Consider the following 15158-nt stretch of genomic DNA (forward strand, 5'->3'; position numbering starts at 1 on the left):
TGAGATGGATGCAATGGCCGCTCTGCGTGCTCGCAAAACCAACAACGAGGCCGACCAACCGTCGAGCCCGGTTTTGCGTTTTGGACCTGACAAGCCGCTCAAGCTCGACGCCGGCACGCTGCTGTCGCCGTTCCAGATCGCCTACCAGACCTATGGCACGCTGAACGACGCCCGTTCCAATGCCATCCTCGTCTGCCACGCGCTGACCGGCGACCAGCACGTCGCCAGCACCAATCCGGTTACCGGCAAGCCGGGCTGGTGGGAGGTGTTGATCGGCCCCGGCAAGATCATCGACACTAGCCGCTTCTTCGTCATCTGCTCCAATGTCATCGGCGGTTGCCTGGGGTCCACCGGCCCGGCCTCGACCAATCCCGCCACCGGCAAGCCCTATGGGCTCGACCTGCCGATCATCACCATCCGCGACATGGTGCGCGCGCAGCAGATGCTGATCGACCATTTCGGCATCGAAAAACTGTTCTGCGTGCTCGGCGGCTCGATGGGCGGCATGCAGGTGCTGGAATGGGCGTCGAGCTATCCGGAGCGCGTCTTCTCGGCGCTGCCGATCGCCACCGGCGCGCGGCATTCCTCGCAAAATATCGCCTTCCACGAGGTCGGCCGGCAAGCTGTCATGGCCGATCCGGACTGGCATGGCGGCAAATATTTCGAGCACGGCAAACGCCCGGAAAAGGGCTTGGCGGTGGCGCGCATGGCCGCCCACATCACCTATCTGTCCGAGGCTGCCCTGCACCGGAAATTCGGCCGCAATCTGCAGGATCGCGAAGCGCTGACCTTCGGCTTCGACGCCGACTTCCAGATCGAGAGCTATCTGCGCCACCAGGGCATGACCTTCGTCGATCGCTTCGACGCCAATTCCTATCTCTACATGACTCGGTCGATGGACTATTTCGATCTCGCCGCCGACCATGGCGGCCGGTTGGCCGACGCTTTTGCCGGCACCAAAACCCGCTTCTGCCTGGTGTCCTTCACGTCGGATTGGCTGTTTCCGACCGAGGAGAGCCGCTCGATCGTGCATGCGCTCAACGCGGCCGGCGCATCGGTGTCCTTCGTCGAGATCGAGACCGACCGCGGTCACGATGCCTTCCTGCTCGACGAGCCGGAACTGTTTGCCGCCATCAACGGCTTCATCGGCTCGGCGGCCCGGGCCAGAGGGCTCAACGCATGACCCCGAAAAGTTGCAGACTTGGCTGTCCAGGATCATGCTCCAGGCAGGAGGCAAAGCCATGAGTGTCAACCGCGACCAGCGCGTCGACCTCGAGGTCGTCGCCAACCTCATCCCGCCACAGTCGCGCGTGCTCGACGTCGGTTCGGGCGATGGCTCGCTGCTCGAACTGCTGCAGGACACCAAGCAGGTCGACGGCCGTGGCCTGGAACTGTCGCAACGTGGTGTCAACGAATGCGTGGCGCGCGGTCTCTCGGTCATCCAGGGCGATGCCGACAAGGACCTCGAATTCTATCCTGACAAGGGCTTTGACTTCGTCGTCCTGTCGCAGACCCTGCAGGCCACCCGCAACCCGAAGCTGGTTCTCGACGAACTGCTCAGGATCGGCAACCGTGCGATCGTGTCCTTCCCCAATTTCGGCCACTGGCGGGTGCGCCTGTCGCTGTTCATCCAGGGCCGCATGCCGGTGACCAAGGACCTGCCCTATTCCTGGTACGACACGCCCAACATCCATTTCTGCACCATCCGCGACTTCGTCAATCTGTGCGACGAACTCGGCGCGACCGTGGAAAAAGCAACCGCACTCGACGCCAATGGCCAGAAGATCGGCCTGTCGATGCCGTGGTGGTTCTGGAATTTCTTCGGCCAGCAGGCTGTGTTCTTGCTGAAGCGGTAGTCTTGATCGCCATGCATCTTTTTCGTAGGCGCCCTCTGCCAGTTGAAATCCCGCCGGAAATGCTGGCTGGGTTGAAAGCCGGGATTCTCATCTGCACCTCACCGCGCAGCGGCAGCAATCATCTGGCTGGATTGATGGCAGCCGCCGAGCTTGGCAACCCCCTCGAGTGGTTCGGTGGCCGCCGTGTTCTCGCAATGCCGAACTATCCTCGCGATCCCCGTGCCCAGGTTTTGCGTGCATTGAAAGATGGGCGGTCTCCCTCTGGAATTTACGCTGCCAAACTGTTTGCAAGCCAGTTTTTGCAGGTGGCCAAGACTGTGGATCTCCCAGCCAGCCTTCCAGGGCTGCACTACGTGCGCTTGACTCGCCGCGATCTCCTTGGTCAGGCAATCTCTTGGTCACGCGCTCGTCAGACCGGTCGGTTTCGCTCTACTGAGGCTGTTCAGAACTCACCACGCTATGACGGCGCATCGATAGCGGAGGCCCTTGAAAAAATCGTGCTGGAGAATCTGTCGTGGGACATCTGGCTTGCAAAAAACGGATTGTCTTTCCTGTCCTTGACATACGAGGAACTCTTGGCAAATCCACAGGCCAGCCTTGAGAAAGTCGCGAGTCTGGTAGGCGCGCAACTCACATTTGAATCTGCTGAATCTGCACCAGCCCCAAGTTCAGGTCTCGAAATCCAACGAGACAACGTCAATAGGGAGTGGAGGGAGCGCTTCTTGTCGCAATACTCGGACCCCTCAAAATTCAACCTCAGCAATCATCGCGCTTTCGGCACTCTTAGAAACCTGGGCCGGCGTCCGATCTGATCGAAAAGTGACAAGGAGCGCTTTGCGAATCTACTGCCGCTTGATCGATAGGGTTGTCTTTACGTTGGGTTGCGGCGACGATAGCCATCTAGACGCTGATGAATGGTCGGTGCAGAGATGGCTGAGGAACGCGCAACATACTCGCTCGTCTTGGAAATGGAGAACGCCAAATCCATAGATTGGGGCGAAGTCGGCGTTGGACTGAAGGCGCTGGCGCGTGAAATCACTTCGGTTTCCTCAGCCGGCTTGGCCAGACCGAAGGTTGTCATCTCCCACGGCGGAACAGAGGCGGATGCAAAATCGCTTCGTAGCGACATCACAGCGGAAGCACCGCAACTGGAACGAGTTGCCGACGTCATCTTTGCCGCTTGCCCAGGAGGGCGATATTACGACCTGAAGAATAAAGGAATCTTGAAAGCCGATGGGGACGTAATTGTCTTATCCGATTCAGATACCGTAGCTGAACCCGGATGGCTATCAACTTTACTTGAGCCGTTCGCACAATCTGAAATTGTTTGCGTGAACGGATACACCTACCTCTTGCATGATGACTTCTTTTCTAGAACATTTGCTTTGATTTGGTTTTTTCCCATGGCACATGGAGACGGGAGATTTGCTTCAAAGAGGGCAATTAACGCCAATAATATAGCTTTTCGGCGCGACTGGATTACGAAAAATCCTTTCCCAAAACATAATGGGTTCAAAGTCTCCTGCACATTGCTGATGCGCAAACTAAAACTTGAAGGTCACAAGATCTATAATGTCAATGCACGCGCTTACCATTACTCGCCACGTGGCTGGAAATTCTTTTACTGGCGTGCACTGGTAACCGGTCGCGATGCCGACCGCAAATATGTGGAGCTTAGTGCGCCTAGCCGCACGCAACGGGTGGCGAAGTCTTTCAGCCGATGGTTCACCATGTCGTGGCGCACAACACGACGTATCGTTGGCCATGCCCGAGAAGCAGGGATGCCGCTTTGGCAAATTCCATTTTCCCTGATTGTCGGTCAGGCATTTTATGGCTTGGCGTTTTGGGGCCAGTTCAGTTTCGCTACCGGCATGGTTCGCGACGAAATCGAGACCGTGCCTGACTATGTCGGGCACAGCTAGGCGATTTATCGCGATCCCTTGCGCCACGCCCGCAACGTTGCATTGGTCTGGCACCAGTCAACTCAGAACATCCGTGGCCTTGTGCGGGTATTCGACGCCATCGGCGAACACCGCGTCGGACTCCGAATTGTCTGTACGCAGCGCCAGTATCGCCTGGTAGGCCGGCGAGCTATACCAGTTACGCGCATGCTGCCTGTCGGGAAATTCGATGATGATCAGATGACCAGGCCAGTCGTTCTCGATCACCTCCACATCGCCGCCATGAATCAGAAAACGGCCGCTGAAAACCTCCAGCGTGGCATCGATCTTGTGCAGATATTCGACGATCTGCGGGCCCAGCGTGGCCTGGCGCATATGGGCAACGGCATAGGCGGTCATGATTTTGCATTCCCTTTGTAGCGAAGCCGACCAGCCGACCTCGCAATAGCAATCTGCTCAAACGTTGAGCGCGAAGCGATTACGTCCGAGGTAATGGAATACATGCTATCGGTCGCGGCGGGTCGCTTCCGGGGTGATTCGCAAATGCTCTGTCCGGCAGTGCTGTTGCAATTGGAGCGCTAACAACGGGAATTCGTTATCTCGCGCGGGCCAAGGACCCGCACGGTGAGTGACACGGGCAGCTGGTTTTTGTAACGTCACATCGACTATGAGGTGTAGCGAAAAGGAAAGTCCGATCCATTCGACCGTTCTGAAAATCGAAAAGTCCTGGATAGACGCGCAACCCTGCGCAGGAAACAGCTGACACGACATGGCCGGGATCATCGAACCGACACCTCTCATCACGGTCATAACGCCGACCCACGACCGGCGCGAATCAGTGTTGCGCGCCGTGGGAAGCGTGCTTTCCCAGAGCATGCCAAGGCTTGAGCATATTGTCGTTGACGATGGCTCGACCGATGGAACCGAGGCGGCGCTCGCCCGCATTCAAGATCCGCGGCTGATCTATGTCGGCGCGAAATGGCGAGGCGCCAACGCCGCCAGGAATGCCGGCATCGAGCGAGCGCGGGCGCCCGTGGTGACGTTCCTTGATTCGGACGACGTCTACCTGCCGCACCGGCTTGAACGGACCCTGGCCTGCTTCGATGACAATCCCACACTTCAGGTGCTGATCAGCTCTTTTGTCTCCCTGAAGGGCAACCGCGCCACCAATTGCGTCAACCGCGATGCATTCGTGAGCCCGACGATGCTGGAACGGACGCTGGTAGCGCAAACGATCTTCATCGCCGGCTCCGCGATAACCGCCCGCCGCGAGGCCTTGCTGGGCATTGGCGGCTATGACAGCGACATCACCCGGATGCAGGACCGGGAATTGCTGCTGCGGCTAGCGCGCCGCCATGGCGCGCGTTTATCCGAGGACATCGACTGGACAAAATACAATTCGGAAAACTCGATTTCGGGCTGCCGTAACGGCTATGTCGAAGCCTATGCGAACCTGATGGGCAAACATCCGCATATTGCCGACGCCTACCCGCACATTCCGCCCTACATGATTTCGCGGCAGATTATCGCCGATATCCTCAGAGGCCGGATACCTCAAGCATTTGAGGGCTACATGGCCAACCGCTCGTCGAAAGCGCTCGGCTACTCGCTGTCGGAGCTGATGCACGGCTATGTCCACGGCCGGCGCTGGCGCCGCGATCTCTACAATGAGTTCCGCGACAAGTTTGGCGCCCGACCGGCCTAGTTGCATGTCGCCCAAACGTGTCCAGCGGTTTTGGGACAACGACGTTCACGACAAGTCCCGGCACGGCTCACCGGTCGAGTTCCGGAAAATACGGATCGGACAGGAACCGCCTGTCCCGCTCGCCTTGCAGACAGTCTATCGGCGTCGCCGCGTCGACGGTGATGATTCTCGCCTTGTCCTGAACGCCGCTTACTTCGAGGATCAGCTTGCGCCGGATGGCCGTCGAAAATTCGGCGGCCGCATAAATCGGAAGCACGAAGGAACCGGGCCCTCCGGTCACGCACTGCGCATAATACTGGTCGAGATGATTGAAGGTGGGCGATGGGCTGATCAGGATCGGCAGGCCATTGACGACGATGCCTTTTGCGGTCGCCGCATCACGCGTCGCGGTGACAGGCGGCCCGATATTGTTCGGACCGTCACCGGAAATATCGATGACGCTGCGTTCGCCCTCGAAAGAAATGCGGTCGAAAAGCTCGGTGCCGAAGGCCAGCGCACCGGAAATCGACGTGCCGCGGAAGCTGCGGAACGGGCGGGCCGCAACCTTGTCGGCAAAGCTGTTGGCGCTCTCGGCGCTGTCGATGATCTGCCAGCCTATGACTGCGTCGTCGCGCACCGTGCCGGCCCATTCGAAATAGGCGAGCGCGATGCGGCCCTTGGCGCCGGCGCGGACAGCCTCGATGAAGTCGGGATGCCGCAGCGCCTCGACATAACCGGCGCGCTGCAGGGCGAACTCCTTCTCGTCCATCGACAGCGAGATGTCGACCGCCAGCACAAGCTCGACGTCGACGGCCAGCGCATCCGGCGGCGAGGCAGCGGGAGCGGCCTGGGCGCAGGCAAGACAGACAAGCAGGCGCAGAGCATCAAGCATGGCCGTCGCCAGGGTTGTTTCTCCCCGGGAGCTTCACTCGCGATCACGGCAAAATAAAGCTTGGCACCGGTAAGCCGACATCGGCCTATGCCTTGCGGCGAGCGGCGACTGGCGGCGGTTCGATCGCGCCGGCCCTGATGCGGGCGGGCTTCAGAGCCGGCGCACCGGAATCCTTGACGATCGTCAACGCGCGCGAAAAGAAGTGATCGTTGTGCAGGCCGCGCCCGATGTTGAGGATCGCGGTCCCCGGCAAACGCTTCTCGAGCATCGACAGCACGCGTCTTAGCGACGGGCCGTCGAACGCATCCAGCGCTTCATCGATGATCACCCATTTAGGCTGCCGCAAGGCGAGCCTGGCGAAGGCCAGCGAGCGCTGTTCGTCATCGCCCAACTCGTGGTCCCAGCGCCCGGCGCGGTCGAGCGACGACGACAGCCGCTCGAGACCGACCTCGGCGAGCACCGCCGAAATCTCGGCATCGCTCGCCGGCGCAGCTCCATTAGAATGATCAAGCACCTCGCGCAACGTACCGACCGGGAAATAAGGGACGCGCGGCACGAATAGTGGGGGTTCCCCCGCCGGCAGGCTGATCCGTCCGCTTCCCCATGGCCACAGGCCGGCAATGGCGCGGAAGAACAGCGTCTTGCCGGCACCCCGGTCGCCGGTGATTATGACGCGCTCGCCGGGGCGGATTTCGACATGCTGGTCGGCGAGCCTAGTGCAGCCCTCCGGCGAAGCCACTTCGAGCTTCTCGAAAGTCAGGCTGCCATTGGGATTTTCGTCGAAGGCGATGCGCTTTTCCGTGTCGTGCAGCACATCGGTTTCATTAAGCGCGATGCGGAAGTCGGCGACGCGCATGAGCGTTGCGCGCCAATCGGCGATGCTGCCGATGTTGTTGATGAACCAGCGCAGCGACGAATGGACCTGGTTGAAGGCGCCGACAGCCATCATCAGGCCGCCAAAGCTGATATCGCCTGAGAAATAGACCGGCGAGGCGACCAGGATGGGTGCCACGACGGTGATCCAGCCATAGGTGTCGGTCACCCAGGCCAGGTTGATCTGGGCGCTGTAGATGCGCCGCATGGCGCCCAGCACCGTACCGAGGTCGAGTTCGAGCCGTCGCCTGGCGTCGGGCTCGCCATGGTACAATGCAATGGCATCGACATTCTCGTTGACCCGCACCATCGAGGAGCGCAGCTCGGCTTCGCGCGTGTAGCGGTCGCTGTTGAGGCTGATGAGCGGGCGTCCGACCAGCCAGCTCAGCCAGGAGGCGGTGCCGGCATAGAGGATGGCGGCCCAGACCATGTAGCCCGGTATAGCCAGCGAGGTTCCGCCGATGTGGAAGACGAAGCCCGAGGACAGCTCCCACAGCACGCCGACGAAGGACACGAGCAGGATGCATGACTGCAGCAGGCCGACGCCGAGATCCGTCGAAAGGTCGGAAAGATGCGCGGCATCCTGCTGCATGCGCTGGTCGGGATTGACGCCGATGGCGCCGGCATTGGCCAGCCGGAAGGCACGCGCCGGCCTCATCCACTGGTCGATCAGGTCCAGCGTCAGCGCTTGGCGCAGCTTGAGCCTGATCATCTGGTTGAGCCAGGTCTGGCCGATGTTGAGCACCAGAAGTCCACCGGCTATTGCCGCAAAGACGAGAAGCTGGTGCAGGAAGGCCGCCATGTCGCGGCGCGCGAGCGCATCGTAGAAAGGCTGATTCCAGCGGTTGAGCAAAACCTGGCCGATCGACGTTGCGATGATCACGGCCATGATGCCAACCGATGTCCAGAGCAACCACTTGCGAACCGGCGATCCCGCCAGCGCTCGCCTGATCGTCGCCACCTGATCGCTCAGGCTGCTGGCTTCGACCGCCACGGCAACCTGCTGAACGGTGGCGGCATAGTCCGGTTGATCAGCCATGGCCGAGGTCCTTGCGTTCAGTGCTGAAACCGGTTGGAGAGACTTGAAGGTATCCGTCGTTCAAATGGGCTGCCAAATGGGCCGTCAGTCCACTTGCGACAGATAGGCGGGGAAACGACGCCGGGCACTCTTGCCGTGATCACGAAGCCGTCACCCGTGCAACCGATGGCTTGATGTCCCCGGCCTCATTGCGACGGCCAAGCCGGGTGGCGCCATGCGGCGACAGCACCGGCACGAAGACACGGCGCGAGGCCCGCTGGGCGACAGGCACGCCTTGATAGAGCCGCTTCTGCGCCTCGACGACGATGACCCCGGAAAAGATCGGCCACAGCCGCCGGCCGGCGCGTTCAAGCACATTGTGGAACTGCATCATGAAGCGCCGCCGCGATGGCGGGAAGAACAGCGCATCGGACCAGGACGCGGGCGTGAAATTCGCCTCGCGTAGCAATTCAGTGAGCTGTCCACGCGAAAAAGGCCGGCCATTGCCGAACGGCGTGTGCTCGAAGCGCGCCCAGACGCCGCGCCGGTTGGGCACGACGATGACCACTCGGCCTGCCGGCGACAGCACACGCCAGATCTCGTTCAGCGTCTCACGCGGGTTCTCGACATGTTCGAGCGAATGGACGAGCAGCATGCGGTCGATGCAGGAATCGACCAGCGGCAATTCCTCGTCGAAGACCAATGCCGTCGCCGTGGGTCCCGTCGCCGGCCACACCACCGCGCCCTGCGTTGCCGGCATGAAGGCGAAGACCCGCTCGGCATCGGCGCCGAAGCGCTCCAGCCAAGGCAAGGTGTAGCCGAGGCCGACCAGCCGCTCGTTGGGCACGGCTGCCCATATCGACGACAACGCCATGGTGATCGAATGCTCGGCGAACCGGCCGAGCGTTGTCGAATAAAAGGAGCGAAGATCGACGATGTCGGAGTGCATGGCAGGGATGTAGCCGTGATATCGTCGGGTTTCAACAAAAGGCCTCGACGAGCCCGACATTCCGGGAATGACATTCGACATTCCGGGATGTTGTCCAACATCCCGAATGTTGCTCAACATCCGGGATGACATCCGAACGCCAGCGCCCTATGTCTGCGGCGATAATGGAGAGATGCGATGCCGGTCGAAATCGAACAGTTCATGTGCCGCACCGACAATTTTGGCGTGCTGGCGCATGACCCCAAAAGCGGCCAGACCGCGATCATCGACGCGCCCGAGGAAGCGCCGATCCTGGCCGCGCTCAAGCGCACCGGCTGGACGCCGACGATGATCCTGACCACGCATCATCATGCCGACCATGTCGAGGCCAATCTGGCGCTGAAGCAGCGCTTCAAGCTGCGCATCGTCGGCCCGGAAGCGGAAAAAGCCAAGATTCCTGGCATCGACGAAACCGTCGAAGACGGCTCGGTTCTCCATCTTGGCGATGAAAAGATCGAGGTGATCGCAACGCCCGGCCACACAGCCGGCCACGTCTCCTACTATTTTCCTGGATCGAAAGTGGCGTTCACTGCCGACACGCTGTTTGCGCTGGGGTGTGGGCGCCTGTTCGAATGCAAGCCGCCGGTGATGTATGATTCGCTGAAGAAGCTGGCGGCGCTTCCGGCTGAAACGGTCGTCTATTGCGGCCACGAATACACGCTCTCCAACGCCCGTTTCGCGCTGACCGTCGATCCAACCAATTCGGCGCTGAAGGAACGCGCCGCCAAAATCGAGGCACTGCGTACCGCCGGCAAGCCGACGCTGCCGACGACGATCGGCGAGGAACTGTCGACCAATCCCTTCCTGCGCTGGCACGATCCGGCGATCCGCAAGCATCTTGGGCTGGAGAAAGCCTCGGACGCCGAGGTCTTTGCCGAAATCCGCAAGCGCAAGGACAATTTCTAGAGCATTCGGGCCATGACCAGCTCCGCCGAAATCATCGCGACGCTCGGCCTGAAGCCGCATCCGGAAGGCGGCTGGTACGCGGAGACCTTTCGCGATGACGCCAGCGGTGCGCGCGGCCATTCGACCGCGATCTATTTCCTGCTGGAACAGCATCAGGTTTCGGCCTGGCACCGGGTCAAGGACGCCGCCGAGGTCTGGCATTTCCATGCCGGCGCCCCGTTGGCGCTCTCGGTGTGGGAAGAAGGCAGCGCCGTTATAGAGCAGGTGCTCGGCATCGATCTCGCAGCCGGTGAGCGGCCGCAGATCGTCGTCCCGGCAGGCTGGTGGCAATCGGCGCGCAGCCTGGGTGAATGGACGCTGGTCGGCTGTACCGTCGCGCCGGGCTTTGAGTTCGCCGCCTTTGAGCTGGCCGAGCCGGGCTGGCAGCCTGGACAATCCTAACTTAGCAAGAATCCGAGCGTGATCGCGAGTTGAGCGGCATAGTACAGCACCCATACGGCAAAGCGCATCCAGGCGCGGTGCGGCGAAATGGCGGCCACCAGGAATTTCTCCGTGGCTAGCAACCCGTCCGATGCCATGAACAGCACGGCGCCGCCGATAATCCAGGCGCTGCTTGTCGTCAGCGCCGAAACGCCCATCGCCAGGATCGCAGCGACATAGACGGCGATCGGGACACGCAGGCCGGGACCGACGCGGCGCCAGAGCGCCGCCAGCATTACGACCGCAAACACCGCCATGGCCAGCGCGATTGCCCCTCGCCATGATTCGGCGCCCAGCAATTCCAAGCCGCCGCCAGTGCGCAGGAACAGCACGATATAGACGACGTGCGCGAGGAGAAAACTGGCGAGCCCGCCGAGAAACGCCTTTTCACCGTCGCGCGATAGAAAGGCATTGCCAACGGCGCTGAGCGCGAGCGCGGCGATCAGCAGCAGCGGACCACCTTGCAGCACCGCCAACACGGCAAGCATCGCCACGGCAAGCGTCTTTGCCGCCGAACGGGCGAGCGTCGGCGGCATGCCAAGCGTGAACGCGTAGATCACCGCCGCCGCCAGCGAAAAGATCAGCGTCGCATTGGCATTGGCGTCGATGCCGCCGGCAAACGGCATCGTCATGCCCCGGCTCCGCTTTCGGCTGCTGCCGGCTTGCGCAGGAACAGTGACTTTGCCGCCAGAGCCGCGCCGCCGGTGATGAGTACACAGGCAGCGAGGATGCGCAGCGACGGCTCGGCGACACCGGCCGCGATCAGCACAAGCGTCGACAACAGCGGTGCGGCGTAGCTTGCGGCGCCCAGCACCTGGATGTTGCCGCGCTTGACGCCGACGTCCCAGGCGTAGAAGGCCGCCCCGACCGGCATCAGGCCAAGGCCGAGCACGGCCAGCCACTGCCCGGCGCCGTCAGGCAGCACGGTTTGTTCCAGCGCCAAGTGGCAGGCGAGCGACAACACCGCGGTCGCCGCGCAGAACCAGGTGACGATGCTGGTCGGCACCGACGGAAAGCGCCGCGACAACAGCGAATAGGACGACCACAGCACGGCGCAGACGGCGGCCATGGCATAGCCGAAGGTGTAACGGGCATCGAAGGCCAGCCCACCACCCTTGGTGACGATCAGCACGGTACCTGCAAGGCCGAGCAGCGCGCCGACGACATGGTTCCAGGCCAGGCGCTCGCCCGGCATCAGCGCCGAGCCAAGCACGATCAACAAAGGCCACAGATAGGCGATCAGGCTCGCCTCCACCGCCGGCGCATTGCGCAGCGCGGTGAAGTAGAAGAAGTGGTAGCCGAACAGGCCGGCAATGCCGATCAGCCAGACTTGGCGAGGGATTTTCTGGCCCTTGTCGGGTGCTGGCATGAACAGTCGCGCGACGAGCCCGACGCCGGTGCCGATCGAGAAGGTGATTGCCGACAAAAGGAACGGCGGCACTTGGCCGGACGCATCGGTGAGTAGCGCCAGCAGCGCCCACATGGCGACCGCCGAAAAGCCGATCAGTGTTGCGCGCCCCATTCCGTCTCCAGTGGCGCGCGTATGGCGCCTGGCCTATTGTACCGCTTCGAAACGCCCGGCGCTGATGGTCAAGGTGCCGATCTGCGTGCCCACCGTGGCGTGGATCGGCGCATATATGCCGGTTTGGCCGAGCGGTGCAAACGTCACCATCATGCGGCTGCGGTTCTTGAGATAATTGAGCGCCTTGCGGCCCTTGCGGTAACCCGCCACCGGCTCGAAGCCCATTCGACAGGTAATGGTGTCGCCCTTGTAGCCCGGCACCGAGATCGTGCCCTTCGAAGCGTAGGTCAGTGTGAGATCGGCGCGCATCTCGCCATCATAGAACTTCACCGTGCGGCCGCAGACCTGATCGAGACTGTCGGCATGGATGACGGTGGCGGCCATCGGATCGAGCACCGACGCCAGATCGCCGGCACTGATCGGCACCCAGCTCTTGGGGTCGCGCTTGCCTGGCGCCGGGGTGACCTGAGTCGAGGTGACCGCGCCATTGGCAAAGCGGATATCGACCACCGATGCCTTCTTGCCGGAGGTGTAGTCGGCACGGAACGCCTGCGGCACCATCTTCTTGCCCGCAATCGTGCCTTTGGACGAGATCGTGCCACGCGTGTCGTCGAACAATTTGGCCAGCCCTGCCGCGCTGACGCTGCCATCGATCGCGTAGGCGCCGTTCTCATAGCGGCTGGAAAACGTTGATTTCGCTATCGAAAGGCCAAGGAACGACACCGTGTACTCACCCTTGAACGACTGTGGCGAGGCAGCAGAAGCGGCGGACGGCAAGGCAATGGCAAGCAAGGCAGCAAGGGCATGAGACGAACGAAACATGGCGGGATCGGGTCCTTGATTTTCGGCCGGAGGCGGGCAACTCCGGTCTGGCATGTCCCTATCAGACCGCTTATAGGATGAATTCCGGCCTTAATATGAAATGCCGGGCGCGTCCGTGGGGAAGCCGGAGCTTGACGCCCCGGCGAAATGCAACTATGGAACGCCAACTTTTTCCATAAGGCCGCCTGACCAGAACCGCGCGCCACCCGGCGTGGGCACAAAGGTTTGGCAGACCCCGAGAACTGAAGGTTAGAACAATGTCCCGCACCTGCGAACTCACTGCCAAGGCAGTCATGTCCGGCAACAATGTGAGCCACGCCAACAACAAGACCAAGCGTCGCTTTCTGCCGAATCTCGTCAACGTGACGCTGATTTCGGAAGCACTGAACCAGAATGTGCGCCTGCGCATTTCGGCCAACGCGCTGCGTTCGGTCGAACATCGCGGCGGTCTCGACGCCTTCCTGGCCAAGGCCGACGTCAAGGAATTGTCGCAGCGCGCCCGTCTGTTGAAGAAGCAGATCGCCAAGAAGATCGCCGAGCAGGTCGCCGCCTGACATCGTTTTAAGGCGGGGGACGACCGCCCTGGCCACCTCTTGTTGGCCTTAAGCATCGGATCGAACCCGCAAGGTTTCGGCAATCCGATGTTCAAATACGAAGCGAGCATCGCCCGGATGGACATGATGCTCCGCTGGTTCCATTACCCAGGATAAAAAAATGCCTTCCTTCTCGCGATACCTGCCATTCGTGGCCGCCATGGCGCTTGTCGTCGTGGCGTCGAACATTCTCGTGCAATTCCCGATGCAGGGCCAGATCAGCGGCCTGTCGCTGGCCGACCTTTTGACCTGGGGCGCCTTCACCTATCCCTTCTCCTTCCTGGTCACGGATCTCGCCAACCGCCGCTACGGGCCCACCGTGGCGCGCAGGATCGTCTTTGTCGGCTTCATGACGGCGGTGATCTGCTCGATCCTTGTCCCGCCCTTCCTGTTCCGCCATGGCCTGATCGAATTCGAGACCGCCGCCGGCCGGCTGGTGCGGATCGCGGCGGCGTCCGGCGCGGCGTTCCTCAGCGCGCAATTGCTCGATGTGACCGTCTTCAACCGGCTGCGCCAGCAGAGCTGGTGGCGGGCGCCGATCGTCGGCACGCTGGTCGGATCGGTGTTCGATACCGCCGTATTCTTCACTGTCGCGTTCTCGGCCGCGTTTGCCTTCGCCGGTCCGAACGACAGCTTTGCGCTTGAAACCGCACCTTTGATGGGCGTCTTCCATGTCGATGGCATGCGCTGGATTTCCTGGGCGCTTGGCGATCTCTCGGTGAAGCTGATCATCGCCGTCGTCGCGCTCATCCCCTACCGGCTGCTCGCCACCCGCTGGAGTCAACCGGCAGTCGCGGCTTAAACCATGATCCCGAAAAGTGGGACCCGGTTTTCGGAAAAGATCATGGTCGGACAAAGATCATGATCCCGTGGGTCCAGCTAGACTCTGCTAGGACACCCGACGGCGCACAAGAGCTTCGCCTCAAGCGGCGCGGGTCAGAATTCTCGATCATGCTCGGCAGCAACGAGCTGATGAACAGCCGCCTCAGCGGCTCCGAGCAAGCACTGGCAAAGCTGTCCTGCGCGCGCGTCGCCGGCCATCGGCGGCCAAGGATCCTGATCGGCGGGCTCGGCATGGGCTTTACGCTGCGCGCCGCACTCGCTGAACTCGGCAATGATGCCAGCATCGTCGTCGCGGAGTTGGTGCCGGCGGTCGTCGCCTGGGCACACGGCCCGATGGCGGAGATCTTTGGCGGCTGTCTCGACGATCCGCGCGTCAGCATCCGGGAGACGGATGTCGGGCAGCTGATACGGTCTGAGCCCGCAGCCTGGGACGCCATCCTCCTGGATGTCGACAACGGCCCGGAAGGCATCGTCCACAAATCCAACGATGCGCTTTACAGCCTGCAGGGCCTCAGTGCCGCGCGCAGCGCCCTCAAGCCGGGCGGCGTGCTGACGGTGTGGTCGCAAGGCCCCGACAGCGGCTTCACGCGGCGGCTGAAGCAAGCCGGCTTCGCGGTCGAGGAGGTCAATATACGTGCCAACGGCAAGCGAGGCGCGCGCCATGTCATCTGGGTAGCGACCAACGGCTCACGGTGAACAGTCGACCCCCCCAACCCGGGGCGGGGAGGGGGAGGGCGCGGTGGCGCGGCTCCGCGCCGCCCCCCCCGCCCCCGCCCACCA

The 15158-nt window shown here is 61.8% G+C and carries 17 protein-coding genes; 10 read left to right on the forward strand and 7 right to left on the reverse strand.

All coding sequences use genetic code 11. The features are described 5' to 3' along the window. Positions 1-13 precede the first annotated feature (13 nt). The 4 genes from metX to NKI73_RS26460 all read left to right on the forward strand — a co-directional run bounded on the left by metX (position 14) and on the right by NKI73_RS26460 (position 3778). Entirely contained in the window at positions 14-1183 is a 1170-nt protein-coding gene (gene metX, locus NKI73_RS26445; protein WP_352633992.1) for a homoserine O-acetyltransferase MetX, read from the forward strand. Between the two features lie 58 nt (positions 1184-1241). Next, positions 1242-1856: a methionine biosynthesis protein MetW gene (gene metW, locus NKI73_RS26450; protein WP_023757246.1), complete on the forward strand. Its 615-nt coding sequence runs from the start codon at positions 1242-1244 to the stop codon at positions 1854-1856. 11 nt (positions 1857-1867) lie between these two features. Continuing rightward, positions 1868-2668 (forward strand): Stf0 family sulfotransferase, encoded by an 801-nt coding sequence (locus NKI73_RS26455; protein ID WP_352634023.1) that lies wholly within the window; start codon positions 1868-1870, stop codon positions 2666-2668. A 117-nt stretch (positions 2669-2785) separates the two neighbouring features. Further along, a complete protein-coding gene (locus NKI73_RS26460; RefSeq protein WP_352633995.1) occupies positions 2786-3778 on the forward strand; it encodes a glycosyltransferase in 993 nt (330 codons plus the stop codon). Positions 3779-3835: 57 nt separating this feature from the next. On the opposite strand, the gene NKI73_RS26465 is transcribed toward NKI73_RS26460, so the two are convergent. Next, complete coding sequence (locus NKI73_RS26465; RefSeq protein ID WP_352633997.1) at positions 3836-4156, reverse strand: DUF1330 domain-containing protein; 321 nt, start codon at positions 4154-4156, stop codon at positions 3836-3838. A 370-nt stretch (positions 4157-4526) separates the two neighbouring features. On the opposite strand from NKI73_RS26465, the gene NKI73_RS26470 reads away from it, so the two are divergent. After that, a complete protein-coding gene (locus tag NKI73_RS26470) occupies positions 4527-5462 on the forward strand; it encodes a glycosyltransferase family 2 protein (protein ID WP_352633999.1) in 936 nt (311 codons plus the stop codon). 67 nt (positions 5463-5529) lie between these two features. Here NKI73_RS26470 and NKI73_RS26475 read toward each other — a convergent pair whose 3' ends face one another. The 3 genes from NKI73_RS26475 to NKI73_RS26485 all read right to left on the reverse strand — a co-directional run bounded on the left by NKI73_RS26475 (position 5530) and on the right by NKI73_RS26485 (position 9173). Beyond that, entirely contained in the window at positions 5530-6333 is an 804-nt protein-coding gene (locus tag NKI73_RS26475) for a DUF1194 domain-containing protein (RefSeq protein ID WP_352634001.1), read from the reverse strand. 85 nt (positions 6334-6418) lie between these two features. Then, positions 6419-8245 (reverse strand): ABC transporter ATP-binding protein/permease, encoded by a 1827-nt coding sequence (locus tag NKI73_RS26480; RefSeq protein WP_352634003.1) that lies wholly within the window; start codon positions 8243-8245, stop codon positions 6419-6421. Positions 8246-8384: 139 nt separating this feature from the next. Next, entirely contained in the window at positions 8385-9173 is a 789-nt protein-coding gene (locus tag NKI73_RS26485) for a class I SAM-dependent methyltransferase (protein ID WP_352634005.1), read from the reverse strand. 177 nt (positions 9174-9350) lie between these two features. On the opposite strand from NKI73_RS26485, the gene gloB reads away from it, so the two are divergent. Continuing rightward, positions 9351-10118, forward strand: a complete 768-nt coding sequence (gloB, locus tag NKI73_RS26490) for a hydroxyacylglutathione hydrolase (RefSeq protein ID WP_352634007.1) — start codon at positions 9351-9353, stop codon at positions 10116-10118. A gap of 12 nt (positions 10119-10130) precedes the next feature. After that, the gene (locus NKI73_RS26495) at positions 10131-10559 is read left to right on the forward strand and encodes a cupin domain-containing protein (RefSeq protein ID WP_352634009.1); all 429 of its coding nucleotides are present in this window, start codon (positions 10131-10133) and stop codon (positions 10557-10559) included. On the opposite strand, the gene NKI73_RS26500 is transcribed toward NKI73_RS26495, so the two are convergent. From NKI73_RS26500 to NKI73_RS26510, 3 genes are read right to left on the reverse strand one after another with little or no spacing between them, the layout of a single operon-like run. Then, on the reverse strand, positions 10556-11230 hold the full coding sequence (locus NKI73_RS26500) for a lysoplasmalogenase family protein (RefSeq protein ID WP_352634010.1): 675 nt from the start codon (positions 11228-11230) through the stop codon (positions 10556-10558). The genes NKI73_RS26495 and NKI73_RS26500 overlap by 4 nt on opposite strands. Then, positions 11227-12120: an aromatic amino acid exporter YddG gene (gene yddG, locus NKI73_RS26505; protein ID WP_352634012.1), complete on the reverse strand. Its 894-nt coding sequence runs from the start codon at positions 12118-12120 to the stop codon at positions 11227-11229. Before yddG ends, NKI73_RS26500 begins: the two co-directional genes overlap by 4 nt. Before the next feature lie 33 nt (positions 12121-12153). Further along, on the reverse strand, positions 12154-12942 hold the full coding sequence (locus tag NKI73_RS26510; RefSeq protein WP_352634013.1) for a DUF3108 domain-containing protein: 789 nt from the start codon (positions 12940-12942) through the stop codon (positions 12154-12156). 257 nt (positions 12943-13199) lie between these two features. On the opposite strand from NKI73_RS26510, the gene rpmB reads away from it, so the two are divergent. The 3 genes from rpmB (at position 13200) to NKI73_RS26525 (ending at position 15074) form a co-directional block, all read left to right on the forward strand. Beyond that, positions 13200-13496, forward strand: coding sequence for a 50S ribosomal protein L28 (rpmB, locus tag NKI73_RS26515; RefSeq protein WP_023757258.1), 297 nt, complete (start codon positions 13200-13202; stop codon positions 13494-13496). Between the two features lie 160 nt (positions 13497-13656). Further along, positions 13657-14337: a queuosine precursor transporter gene (locus tag NKI73_RS26520; RefSeq protein ID WP_352634015.1), complete on the forward strand. Its 681-nt coding sequence runs from the start codon at positions 13657-13659 to the stop codon at positions 14335-14337. 59 nt (positions 14338-14396) lie between these two features. Further along, complete coding sequence (locus tag NKI73_RS26525) at positions 14397-15074, forward strand: spermidine synthase (protein WP_352634017.1); 678 nt, start codon at positions 14397-14399, stop codon at positions 15072-15074. Positions 15075-15158 lie beyond the last annotated feature (84 nt).

This window comes from Mesorhizobium sp. M0496, assembly GCF_040321205.1.
Lineage (GTDB): Bacteria > Pseudomonadota > Alphaproteobacteria > Rhizobiales > Rhizobiaceae > Mesorhizobium.